This window comes from Methylotenera sp. (assembly GCF_036401095.1).
In the GTDB taxonomy this organism is placed as follows: Bacteria; Pseudomonadota; Gammaproteobacteria; order Burkholderiales; family Methylophilaceae; genus Methylotenera.
On sequence record NZ_DASWWA010000021.1, the window covers coordinates 236,817 to 248,453 of the forward strand.

11 protein-coding genes are annotated in these 11,637 nt (G+C 40.6%); 10 read left to right on the top strand and 1 reads right to left on the bottom strand.

All coding sequences use genetic code 11. The features are described 5' to 3' along the window. Nucleotides 1-21: 21 nt before the first annotated feature. The gene (flhB, locus tag VGD82_RS11255; RefSeq protein ID WP_331020473.1) at nt 22-1,185 is read right to left on the bottom strand and encodes a flagellar biosynthesis protein FlhB; all 1,164 of its coding nucleotides are present in this window, start codon (nt 1,183-1,185) and stop codon (nt 22-24) included. A gap of 656 nt (nt 1,186-1,841) precedes the next feature. Here flhB and flhD point away from each other — a divergent pair. The 10 genes from flhD to VGD82_RS11305 all read left to right on the top strand — a co-directional run. Then, complete coding sequence (flhD, locus tag VGD82_RS11260; protein ID WP_135276515.1) at nt 1,842-2,159, top strand: flagellar transcriptional regulator FlhD; 318 nt, start codon at nt 1,842-1,844, stop codon at nt 2,157-2,159. 51 nt (nt 2,160-2,210) lie between these two features. Further along, complete coding sequence (gene flhC / locus VGD82_RS11265; RefSeq protein WP_331020474.1) at nt 2,211-2,789, top strand: flagellar transcriptional regulator FlhC; 579 nt, start codon at nt 2,211-2,213, stop codon at nt 2,787-2,789. A 394-nt stretch (nt 2,790-3,183) separates the two neighbouring features. Next, nucleotides 3,184-3,714 (top strand): class I SAM-dependent methyltransferase, encoded by a 531-nt coding sequence (locus VGD82_RS11270; RefSeq protein ID WP_331020475.1) that lies wholly within the window; start codon nt 3,184-3,186, stop codon nt 3,712-3,714. A 231-nt stretch (nt 3,715-3,945) separates the two neighbouring features. Continuing rightward, nucleotides 3,946-4,806: a flagellar motor stator protein MotA gene (motA, locus tag VGD82_RS11275; protein WP_135276518.1), complete on the top strand. Its 861-nt coding sequence runs from the start codon at nt 3,946-3,948 to the stop codon at nt 4,804-4,806. A 10-nt stretch (nt 4,807-4,816) separates the two neighbouring features. Beyond that, nucleotides 4,817-5,755 (top strand): flagellar motor protein MotB, encoded by a 939-nt coding sequence (motB, locus tag VGD82_RS11280; protein ID WP_331020476.1) that lies wholly within the window; start codon nt 4,817-4,819, stop codon nt 5,753-5,755. A 113-nt stretch (nt 5,756-5,868) separates the two neighbouring features. Then, nucleotides 5,869-6,417, top strand: coding sequence for a chemotaxis protein (locus VGD82_RS11285; protein WP_331020477.1), 549 nt, complete (start codon nt 5,869-5,871; stop codon nt 6,415-6,417). A 119-nt stretch (nt 6,418-6,536) separates the two neighbouring features. After that, nucleotides 6,537-6,905 carry a response regulator gene (locus VGD82_RS11290; protein ID WP_015832200.1) on the top strand — a complete coding sequence of 123 codons (369 nt, stop codon included), beginning with the start codon at nt 6,537-6,539 and terminating at the stop codon, nt 6,903-6,905. A 263-nt stretch (nt 6,906-7,168) separates the two neighbouring features. After that, complete coding sequence (gene cheA / locus VGD82_RS11295; protein WP_331020478.1) at nt 7,169-9,472, top strand: chemotaxis protein CheA; 2,304 nt, start codon at nt 7,169-7,171, stop codon at nt 9,470-9,472. Nucleotides 9,473-9,484: 12 nt separating this feature from the next. After that, nucleotides 9,485-9,985 (top strand): chemotaxis protein CheW, encoded by a 501-nt coding sequence (locus VGD82_RS11300; protein WP_331020479.1) that lies wholly within the window; start codon nt 9,485-9,487, stop codon nt 9,983-9,985. 181 nt (nt 9,986-10,166) lie between these two features. Continuing rightward, nucleotides 10,167-11,637: PAS domain S-box protein (locus tag VGD82_RS11305; RefSeq protein WP_331020480.1), on the top strand; the 1,471-nt coding region annotated here is incomplete at its 3' end.

Consider the following 11,637-nt stretch of genomic DNA (forward strand, 5'->3'; position numbering starts at 1 on the left):
AACAATTGCTCCAGATTCATTTTATACATCTTCCACACCCGGAAGCGTTATTAGGCTGTGCGGGTCTAACTCATCAGGCACTGGCAATGTGCTTGGGACTTCAGGTTGGTAACCACCATTTTTATTGAAAATACGCATCTGAAAGACGTAGGCCAATATTTCAGCAACAGCTGTATATAAAGCTTCAGGAATCTCATGCTCTAATTCTGTGTGAGTATAAATAGCACGCGCTAATTTTGGTGACTCCACAATTAGCACTTTGTGCTCATCTGCAATCTCGCGTATTTTTAGTGCTACAGCGTCTGCGCCCTTAGCCACCACAACAGGCGCTAGCATACCACCTTCTTTATATTTAATAGCTACGGCGTAATGTGTAGGGTTGGTAATTACCACATCTGCATTTGGAATTTCCGACATCATTCTACGCCTTGACATCTCGCGCTGCTGTTGGCGAATTCTTGATTTAATTTCAGGGTTGCCGTCAGACTCTTTAGATTCGCGCTTAACTTCCTCTTTGGTCATTTTAAGTTTTTCTGCGTACTGGTACAGCTGAAACGGCACGTCGATGGCTGCAATCAGCACTAGTGCACTCACAATAGCCAAAAAGCTGGTGAGCAGTAAATGGTTTACTTCGGAAATACTTTCATTGAGCGGTAGCAGTGATAGTGAAAGAATCGACTCCATCTCATGTGAGATAACGACATAAGAAACAAGGCCAACTAATAAAGCTTTGCCTATAGATTTAACAAGTTCGGCAACTGAATTTTTGGAAAACATATTACTGAATCCTGTAATCGGATTCAATTTTCCAAATTTTGGTATGAGTGCTTTCTCGCTGAACACCCACCCACCGATAAGTGCGGGGGATGCGATCGCAACAAAAAATAATATAAGCGCTAGTGGCGAGAATGCTAGCAATAAATTATAAATGTTATCTGAGATTTTCATCAGAAGTAACATCGGATCGTATGCGTAAGCACGCTGAAAGCTGAGTCCGGAGCTCATAGATGTTTTTAATGCGTCAGCCAGTTGCCCACCCATCATTAGCATGGCAGATCCTGCAGCCAGTAGTACAGTGACTGTTGCGAGTTCCCTAGAGCGCGGTACATCGCCTTCCTCGCGCGCTTTCTCTAAGCGCTTGGGGGAGGCGTCTTCCGTCTTTTCTAAGTCACTTTCTTCGGCCATTACGCGTCCTGTTGTTTGGTGTTGCTAATAAATTTATTGCTAAAAATTTGATTGCTATTCTAATAGCTAGATTATTAATTGAAACCTTACCATTGCATCTTGAGAATAGGGGGTGAAAAACCTGCTTTCTTGTAGGTAATGTAGTGGTTATGGACGATTGTTTGTATTTTTAACTTTTATTTTTAATTTTTTTAAAAATATTTAATTTAAATTAAATAATAAAAACAATGAGTTAAAATTTTTCATCTAATTATTTTAAATATTTTTATAAATTACCCTAAAGTTTTCTAAAGTGTTGCCGATAAGTGTGTATTAGGTGAAAGCGTTAATGTTTTTTTGGTAAGTTTTTTGCCATTTAAACTTTAACGACCAGTCATCACATAACTTTAGGAATTTTATCGACTATAACTAGTTAGAGAATTTCCCTGCATTTTAATAGCTCTTTGAAGAGTATGTAAATTCAGGCTACATTTAGGTTTCACATTAAGCCAATGTAGGTGCTTGTAAGACAAGCACCTACATTGGCTTGTCTTGTTTGCTCACAAAAAATACCGACAGCATATTCTTGTTAATTGCGCCAAAAGGGCTCAAAGTATAACTAACCATATTGGTATGTGGTTTTAACAACAGCAAGATATTTAGAATCGGAATTTAAAATGACTGAAATAGAATTGATGTCGGAAATCAGAGATGCCAACCTCAACTATTTAATGTTGGCGCAGCAACTTATCAGGGCAGATAAAGCTACCGCAATTTTCCGTTTAGGTATAAGCAGTGAGATTGCAGATTTGCTAGAGAGTCTCAGCAATATGCAGCTGGTCAAATTAAGCAGTGCAAATGTTATGTTGGCCAGGTTTCGCTTTGATGACAGCGCAATTCTAGGTATGCTAACAAACTATACAAAAGATCGTTCACAAGCGCATTTGCATGCAGCTATTCTGATGTCCGGTCAGGTAGCGGAAACGGTCGTTTAAGCATATTCGGAGTTGCTTGAGTGCGCTGTTTAAAATAAGAAGGAAACTATCATGGAAAATAAAAAACCAGTGACTTCTGCCAAAAGTGTGGTCAACGAATCAGAGCAAATTCAGCTTGCTATCCAGATGATCAAATTGGGTGCAAGGCTACAATTGCTTGAGTCGCAAACAACATTGTCTCGTGAGCGCCTGATTAAACTATACAAAGAGCTTAAAGGCGTTTCTCCACCAAAAGGTATGCTACCGTTTTCTACTGACTGGTTTTTAACTTGGCAGCCTAATATTCACTCGTCAATTTTCTATAATATTTATAAATTCATGCTTGATTACACAGGTGAGACTGGTATTCATGCAATCATCAAAGCATATAGCTTATATTTACAGCAGGTTGAGACTGAAGAGTCGGCTGAGCCGGTATTGTCCATGACCCGTGCATGGACGATGGTACGTTTTGTTGAAAGCAAAATGTTGAAACTACAAAGTTGCAGTTGCTGTGGCGGTAACTTTATTGTGAATGCTTATGATCTAAATAGCAGTTATGTTTGTAACTTATGCCATGTCCCTTCTCGTGCAGGGAAAACAAAAAAGTCTAAATCACTCACTTATAAGGTTGTAACAATGACAGCCTAATGGGCGCTTGTAATGTTCTTATATTGTGATACAGTTTTGATAGCCTAGAAGTACTAAAAATAAAAATATCAATACATGCTCTACGTTAATAGGGAGGTGAGTGTGTATCGAAAATTAAATTGGCATCAAAATGCTGCAGTTATTTTTTAATAAAATCAATCTAAAGCCAGCTACGCTCGCTGTTCTTATACAGTTGGTTGCTTTTTGTTTTGCCCTCACGTTAGATTCCATTTTCCAAGCGCAGTCACTACACGTTGTGGATGTGGTTGGTGGCCACTTCTCATTCTACTTAATCTTGATACAGGCTGTTTTTGCCGTATGTTTGGCTATGTTTGCTAATATGGCCAAATGGTGGCGTTGGATACACTTTTTTTTCCCTGTGTCGGTCTGGGTGATGTCTCAGTGGCAAATATCAAATACATTTTATCTCTTAGGTTTCTTACTTAGTCTTAGCCTGTATTGGACAACGTTCCGCACTCAAGTCCCGTTTTATCCTTCTATGCCAGTTGTTTGGCAGCAAGTCTTAGCCTTAATTCCTCAGCATCAACCCTTGCGTATCATCGATATAGGCAGCGGTTTGGGTGATATGTCTATGTTTATCGCAGAAAAAAGACCTGATTGTCTTGTTGATGGTGTAGAGCTAGCACCTTTGCCTTGGTTACTTAGTGCGGTGCGCTCAAAGTTTAGAGGCTCAAAAGCCAATTTTAAGTTCGGTGATTATTGTGCATTGGATTTTGCAAATTATGATCTTGTTTTTGCTTACTTGTCACCGGCTGCAATGACCGATTTATGGCATAAGGCACAAACGCAAATGCGTCCAGGAGCTTTGTTAGTTAGTTATGAGTTTGAGATTAATGGTGTTGAACCGGCGCAACTGATTTCATTAGGTGACAATAAAAAAATGTTATATGTATGGAAAATCTAACAAATGGGGTTCGGCTGGTTTGGCTGTGGCTGTTTAGCTATTTTTTTTATATAACCACATGATTATTAGGTATATATCCAATTGATAGTTAGGTTCTCTTCGTGAGTTGGTTTTGAGTTGTAAGCGTAGTTGGAAAAAAATTACTTTATTCAAGTAATTAAATTACGTTATATTGGCTATTCTATTGGGAATGTTTGAAAATCGTAGTATCAAAACCTGGGGTGCGTAAGTATGTTTGTAATCATTGGTTATGTTGTAGTCTGCGGCACCATTTTTGGTGGTTACGCGCTAGCAGGTGGTCACTTGGGTGGTTTGTGGCAGCCGTTAGAAGTGTTGATGATTTTTGGCGGTGCAGTCGGCGCATTTATTGTGGGTAATGACTCTAAGGCACAGAAGGCAACATTGAAAGCCTTGCCAACCTTGTTTAAAGGATCAAAGTTTAATAAAGCGCTTTATATGGATTTATTGGCGCTGTTATTTGAAATCCTCACCAAAATCCGTAAAGACGGCATGATGTCAATTGAGAATGACGTTGAGAATCCAGAAGCTAGCCCGTTGTTTAGTAAGTATCCAGCCTTACAGCATGATCACCATTTAATCGAGTTTATTACAGATTATTTACGCTTGATGGTTTCAGGCAATATGGATGCTTTCCAGGTTGAAAATTTAATGGATAACGAAATTGAAACCCATCACATGGAAGGGCATGTTCCTGCGCATTGCGTAGCAAAACTAGGGGATGGTTTACCTGCTTTTGGTATCGTAGCCGCGGTCATGGGCGTAGTGCATACAATGGAAAACGTTGCTCTGCCTCCGGCCGAGTTGGGGATTCTGATTGCGCATGCATTAGTTGGTACTTTTTTGGGTATTTTACTTGCCTATGGTTTTATTGGACCTCTTTCTGGCTTGTTAGAGCAGAAGTTGGAAGAAAGTACTAAGATGTTCCAAACCGTTAAGGTGACGCTGCTAGCAAGCCTTAACGGCTACGCGCCTGCCATTGCGGTTGAGTTTGGGCGTAAAGTGCTTTACTCAACTGAGCGTCCTAGCTTTGCGGAACTAGAATCACACGTTAAACAAGCTAAAGGTAAATAGGGAGCTTGTTATGGCAGAAGAGTTACGCAAGCCGATTATTGTAAAAAAAATAAAAAAAAGCGGTGGTGGACATCACGGTGGTGCGTGGAAGATTGCTTATGCAGACTTTGTTACAGCTATGATGGCCTTTTTTTTGTTAATGTGGCTTTTGGGGTCAACGTCTAAAGCGCAAAAGGAAGGCATTGCTGAGTATTTTAAAACGCCGTTAAAAGTAGCTTTGATGGGTGGAGATTCTGTAGGTGCCAGTGATACCTTAATTAAAGGTGGTGGTGGCAAAGATATGACCAAGAAACAAGGGCAGGTCAAGCCGGTTGATGGTCCGCCAGGCAAGCAGAAAGCAGTAGATATTAAAGATGCTAAAGCAGCGTTGGAGAAAGCCGAGGCTGAAAAGCTTGAGCTATTAAAGGAAAAGCTGGAAAAAAGTATTGAAGATAGTCCTACTTTAAGCAAGTTCAAAAAGCAGCTTTTGATCGATATCACTACTGAAGGTCTACGAATTCAAATCGTTGATGAGCAAAATAGACCAATGTTTGAGTCTGCCAAAGCAGAGATGCAACCGTATGCTAAGCAGATTTTGAAGGAGATTGGGCAGATGCTCAATGGTGTTACTAATAAAATTAGTTTATCAGGGCATACCGATGCTGCGCCTTATTCAAGTGGTGAAAAAGGCTATAGTAACTGGGAGCTTTCTTCTGATCGTGCAAATGCCTCACGTAGAGAGTTAATTGCCGGTGGGATGGATGAAGCAAAACTGTTGCGTGTAGTTGGTCTATCTTCTGTTTCATTATTTGATAAAGATGACCCACTCAACCCAATTAATAGGCGCATTAGTATTATTGTCATGAATAAGCAGGCCGAGTTGGATGCATTAAAAGATGATGGCGAGACAAAATTACAATCTAATGCTGACCATGCTGCGATGGATAGTGTATTGAACAAAAGTAACTAATAGGTCAGTGTTGTATAGGTTCTGTCAGTTGCCCATGTTAGAGGTTGTGGATTTGATGATTCTTGATAGGTGTGCTTAATTAAGCGAGATTAACGCGTTAGGATTGTTGCTGTATGGAAACAAAAACATTACCAATAGCTGAGTTGCGAAAGTTACTTGCCGCGGTCTCTGATCACGGTAAGCAGCACTTAGTTGAGGTTGAAGCAGACTTGCTGCAAACAACTTTTCTGTTGAGTGAGGCAATTGAGAAGCTTAGCGCCAGTTTTACTGCAGTGCATGATGCCGTCTGTGCTCAACAGCAAGTGTTGGATGCATTAGTAGCAAAATATGCAATCGAAGAGCCGATTTTAGAAAAATTAGATTCATATAAATCTAAAATCGGGGATGAGGTGAATGTGGTCATTACTAGTCTTCAGTTTCAAGATCTCACCAGCCAGTTGGTCGCAAGAACTATCAAAAGAGTTAACGGTTTAAAAGACTTGCTACATGAATTGGAGTCGCACAGTAATGAAATGGATCCTGGCCATGAGCATGAAGAAATCGTTAAGTTTTTGGAAGAAATGAGCCGTAGCTTGCAGGTGGGTAGTCGCGCATTGTCTGGCGGCTTACGTCAATCGGTGGGTCAACAAGATATGGCTACAGGTGAAATTGACCTTTTTTAGTGTGTAGCACTAAATATATTAAATTTAGTGCCGTTAAGCAGTATAGGTTAAGCATCAAAGCGCTCTGATTTTAATGATTTGGGTGATTATTTGTTAACAGTAATAAAGCGAGTAAATAAATGGCAAAAACAATATTAGCAGTAGATGATTCAGGCTCACTGCGCCAAATGGTGGCATTTAGCCTTAAAGCTGCAGGCTATGATGTAATTCAAGCAGTGGATGGACAAGATGGCCTAAACAAAGCCAAAGAAAAAACTGTAGATTTAGTGTTAACTGACCAAAATATGCCAATTATGGATGGCTTGACCTTAATTAAGAACTTACGTGGGCTAGGTTCGTATCAAAAAGTGCCAATTTTAATGTTAACAACCGAGTCTAGTGATGAAATGAAAGCTAAAGGTAAAGCTGCCGGTGCTAATGGCTGGTTGGTAAAACCATTTGATCCAAAACGTTTGATTGAAGTGGTGCAGAAAGTCATTGGTTCTTAACTGATAAGGATGATGTCTTTTGATCGATCGTTTACTAGTATCAAAGTTTTAATGGCTGAAAGTTTAACCCTGCTTTTCTAAAATATATTAAGCGTATGTGTGAGTTCTATTCACTTCTTACTTTTACAGTTAAGTGTATGAATGTTGTTTAGTAATCGTAGTTTGCGTAGAGATGTCTGGATACATGCGATAAATGTGGTAACAGTATTGGCGTGAATCGTACATTTTGTACGTTGGTGTCCGTAAATAAATGGAGTGCGGCAATGACAATTGATATGAGTCAGTTTTATGAAGTCTTTTTTGATGAGGCTGAAGAGCTATTAGCAGAGGCCGAGCGTCTGCTTTTAGGCATTAATATTGACGATCCTGATAATGAAGAGTTAAACGCAATTTTCCGTGCCGCTCACTCAATCAAAGGTGGCGCTGCTACTTTTGGTTTTATGGATATGACTGAAATTACCCATGTCCTTGAAAATTTATTAGATAAGATTCGTAAGCATGAAATGGCACTGACTTCAGAGCATGTTGACGCGTTTCTTGCCGCTAAAGATGTACTTAAAATGGAGTTGGACGGCCACCGTTTGGCAACTGACGTAGATCAGGATCAAGTTGCAGATGTGAAAATGATGTTGAAGCAGCTTTCAGAGGCAGGTTCAAGTCCTGTGCCTGTTGTTGCTGAACCACCACCTGTAGCTAAGCCTGTTGAAGTTGCTCCTCCTGTACAGCAAAATGAAATCCCAGACGGCATCAGCTGTTTTAATATTGTGATGCCAGACATTACAGAAAAAGATGTTGAGAATTTAAAAGAAGAGCTAGGGCTGTTAGGTGAGGCTGAAGTTAGCAAGCAAGCCGATGGGCGCTTTGTTATTACATTGACAACGGACTCATCTGAAGCTGATATTGTATCTATTTGTTCTTTTATTGTTGACCCTGACGATTTAGTGATTTCATTAAAAACCAATGCTGGAGTATCTACTGCAACATCGCCGGCTGATGAAGTTAAACCAGTGCTTGTAGAAGCAGTTGAAAGTAAAGTAGAGAGTAGCACTAAAGTGCTTGTGCAAGAGGAAGTAGGCTACGGCCTTTTCGAAGAGGACGGCAAAGAAAAACAAGAAGAGGGTTACGGTTTCTTTGCACCATTCCAGCCTCATCCTGATGCAGTTAAATCCGAATTAATTGGTGACGATACCGCGCTTACATTATCCAATAGTGGTATGACTAATGCGCAACTGGCAACTGCCACAGCAGAGCCGGTAGCAGCTAGTGCATCTAAACCTGACGCAGAACGTAAAAATCTCGGACGCCGTGAGTCTGACAAAGCGCCACCTGCTAGTGCTGAAGCATCATCAATTCGTGTTGGCGTAGAAAAAGTTGACCAACTGATTAACCTAGTTGGTGAGTTGGTGATTACGCAAGCGATGATTGAACAGCGCATCAGCATGTTGGATCCTGTCCAGAATGAAGCATTGATTAACAGTGTGGGGCAACTCACTCGTAATACCCGCGACTTGCAAGAGTCTGTGATGTCTATTCGTATGATGCCAATGGACTTTGTATTCTCACGCTTTCCGCGTATGGTTCGTGACTTAGCCGCTAAGTTAAACAAAAAAGTGGACTTTGCCACTATAGGTGCGACTACTGAGCTTGATAAGGGGTTAATTGAGCGTATCGTGGATCCGCTTACTCACTTGGTAAGAAATAGCGTGGATCATGGTATTGAAATACCTGAAAATCGTAGAAAAGCCGGTAAGAGTGAGACCGGGACATTAACGTTATCTGCAGCACATAAAGGTGGCAGTATTGTGATTGAGGTGACAGATGACGGTGCGGGTCTGAATCGGGACAAAATTTTAGCTAAAGCCCATTCAAATGGGTTAGCTGTCAGTGAAAGCATGACTGATAGTGAAGTTTTCTCACTCATTTTTGCTCCAGGCTTCTCTACTGCCGAAGTAGTTACCGATGTTTCAGGCCGCGGCGTAGGGATGGATGTTGTGAAGAGAAACATTACCGCGATGGGTGGTGCTGTTGAGATTCGCTCAGCACTTGGCTTTGGTACCACTATTTCAATTTCCCTTCCGCTGACGCTAGCAATTTTGGATGGTATGTCGGTATCACTGGGTCAAAGTGTTTATGTAATTCCACTCAATTTGATAGTTGAAACCTTACAGCCGCGTGCTGAAGATATTAAAACCGTAACAGGTGAGGGACGTATGGTGCACGTGCGCGGTGAGTATCTGCCAATTATTGCATTGCATAGCCTGTTTAATCACCCTACAGATATTACCGATCCAACTGAGGGCGTATTGGTGCTTTTAGAGTCTGATGGTAAGAAATCAGCTTTATTTGTTGATCGATTAGTGGGGCAGCAACAGGTTGTAATTAAGAGTTTAGAAACAAACTTTAAGAAGGTACTTGGCGTATCTGGTGCGACCATTATGGGCGATGGCTCGGTCGCTTTGATATTGGATGTCGCAGCTTTGATACAAATGGGGCAAAGTACTAACTATATTACGGGCGCAGCCTCATTTTCAAACCAAAATAATCAGCATATGCAACGTAATGCATAAGGAGCTTAAACAATGAGTACAGACAATGTAATAAATAATGTAAGTTCAAGAGCCAAAAGCGCAGAGGGTGAGTACTTAACCTTTGTGTTAGGGGCAGAAGAGTATGGCCTAGAAATTTTAAAAGTTCAGGAAATTCGCGGATATGATGCAGTAACACAAATTGCAAATACCCCTGAGTTTATTAAGGGTGTTGTTAATTTACGCGGAAAAATTGTACCGATTGTAGATTTGCGCATTAAATTCAACTTAGGGAAAGTTGAATATAACGAGTTTACCGTCGTCATCATTTTGAATCTGCATGGCCGCGTGGTTGGTATTGTGGTGGATGGTGTGTCAGATGTAATTGCACTAAAAGAAGAGCAAATCCGTGATGTGCCTTCTTTAGTGACAAGTATCGATACAAAATACATTGTTGGTCTGGCAACACTAGATCAAAGAATGTTGATTTTGGTCGATATTGAGCAGTTAATGACTAGTCAGGAAATGGCATTGGTTGATGCGGTCGCGGCTTAAAAGTCAGCAGTTGTAGGAATAAAAAGCAGCCGATTAAGTTTAAAGGTGGGGATTTACAACAGTTTTAATGTAAGCATTGTGAACATTTGATTGATTAAATTTTAATCAACATGCTCAATATAAAAAATAAAATACTAGTTTCGATTAAATACTTTGTTATATCACTTTTGGGAGCTCACACATGATTGCCGCATTAATTAATGGATTAACAGGTAAAACATCAAAAGAATTAAAAGATCAAAAAACGCTGATTGAGCAAGCTGCGTTAGAGATCGCCCAAAAGGATGCAGCAATTGCTGAGTTGAAGAAGCGAGAAGCTAAATTGGCAACCATTAAAAGTGCAATGGATAGCTCATCCTCAGCCATTATGATGGTAGACCGTAACTTCATTGTTACCTATGCCAACGTAGCAAGCATGAGTCTTTTTAATAACAATAAAGCTGAATTCCTAAAAGTATTTCCATCGTTTGATCCGGCTAAAATCATTGGTACTTGCATTGATGTGTTTCATAAAAACCCGCAGCACCAGCGTCAGATGTTGGCCACCCCTGCACGTTTGCCATTTTCAACAGAAATTAAAGTTGGTTCGCTTACCATTTCACTTTATGTCACCGCTACCTATGATGCTAAAGGGGATTACATCGGTAATGTTTTAGAGTGGAGAGATATTACTGCAATTAAAGCGCGTGAAATCGCTGACTTTGATAGTCGAATACAAAATGAATCCATTGCAAGATTCCAAGCAATGATAGAAATGGATCTGGATGGTAACATCCTCCATGCCAATGAAACTTATCTTAATTTGCTTGAGTATCAGTTGCCAGAACTGCTAGGTAAACACTCGTCGATGCTGCTTGATCCTGCAGATGTTAAAAACCCTTCGTATGCAGAAAACTGGAAAAAGTTAGTATCAGGTGAGTATGTATCAGGCAAAGTTAAGCGCATAGCTAAAAGTGGTAAAGAAATATGGGTTCAAGCTTATTTAAGCCCTATTCGAGATATGGATGGCAAGATCATTAAAATCGTGAACTATGCCATTGATATTACAGAGCAAAGTCTAAGAGATGCAGGTAACGCAGGGCAGTTGGCGGCTATTGATCGTGCCTACTCTGTGATTGAGTTTAGTATGGATGGAAGGGTCACTAGCATTAATGAAAACTTTGAAAATGTTGTGGGATACTCAAAAGCAGAGGTGATAGGGCAACATCACAGCAAACTAGTTGATCCAACCTATGCTAACAGCTTGGAATATAAGCAGTTTTGGGAAAACCTAAATAAAGGCTTGTTTGATCATGGGATTTATAAACGTCTAGGTAAAGGCGGTAAGGAGATCTGGCTACAAGCAAGCTATAACCCAATTTGTGATGTGCAAGGCCGTCCGGTGAAAGTTTTTAAAGTTGCTATCGATGTTACACAGCAACATGTTGCAGAAATCGAATTGGCAGATGCTGTGGCAGAGACTGATCACATTATTGAGGCAGCTAAGGATGGCGACCTCAGTAGCCGCATCCCGCTAGCGGGCAAGACTGGAGCGATTGCCAGCTTATGCGATGGCGTGAATGCGCTGATGGATAAATTAACGGAAGTGATTATCCAAGTACACGAAGCTGGAGAAACAATTAACACCGCAGCTGGCGAAATTTCCTCTGGCA

What these genes read in the sequence shown, in the direction of transcription:
- flhB (WP_331020473.1), bottom strand. Translation starts at nt 1,185, where the DNA reads ATGGCCGAAGAAAGTGACTTAGAAAAGACGGAAGACGCCTCCCCCAAG.
- flhD (WP_135276515.1), top strand. Translation starts at nt 1,842, where the DNA reads ATGACTGAAATAGAATTGATGTCGGAAATCAGAGATGCCAACCTCAAC.
- flhC (WP_331020474.1), top strand. Translation starts at nt 2,211, where the DNA reads ATGGAAAATAAAAAACCAGTGACTTCTGCCAAAAGTGTGGTCAACGAA.
- VGD82_RS11270 (WP_331020475.1), top strand. Translation starts at nt 3,184, where the DNA reads ATGTCTCAGTGGCAAATATCAAATACATTTTATCTCTTAGGTTTCTTA.
- motA (WP_135276518.1), top strand. Translation starts at nt 3,946, where the DNA reads ATGTTTGTAATCATTGGTTATGTTGTAGTCTGCGGCACCATTTTTGGT.
- motB (WP_331020476.1), top strand. Translation starts at nt 4,817, where the DNA reads ATGGCAGAAGAGTTACGCAAGCCGATTATTGTAAAAAAAATAAAAAAA.
- VGD82_RS11285 (WP_331020477.1), top strand. Translation starts at nt 5,869, where the DNA reads ATGGAAACAAAAACATTACCAATAGCTGAGTTGCGAAAGTTACTTGCC.
- VGD82_RS11290 (WP_015832200.1), top strand. Translation starts at nt 6,537, where the DNA reads ATGGCAAAAACAATATTAGCAGTAGATGATTCAGGCTCACTGCGCCAA.
- cheA (WP_331020478.1), top strand. Translation starts at nt 7,169, where the DNA reads ATGACAATTGATATGAGTCAGTTTTATGAAGTCTTTTTTGATGAGGCT.
- VGD82_RS11300 (WP_331020479.1), top strand. Translation starts at nt 9,485, where the DNA reads ATGAGTACAGACAATGTAATAAATAATGTAAGTTCAAGAGCCAAAAGC.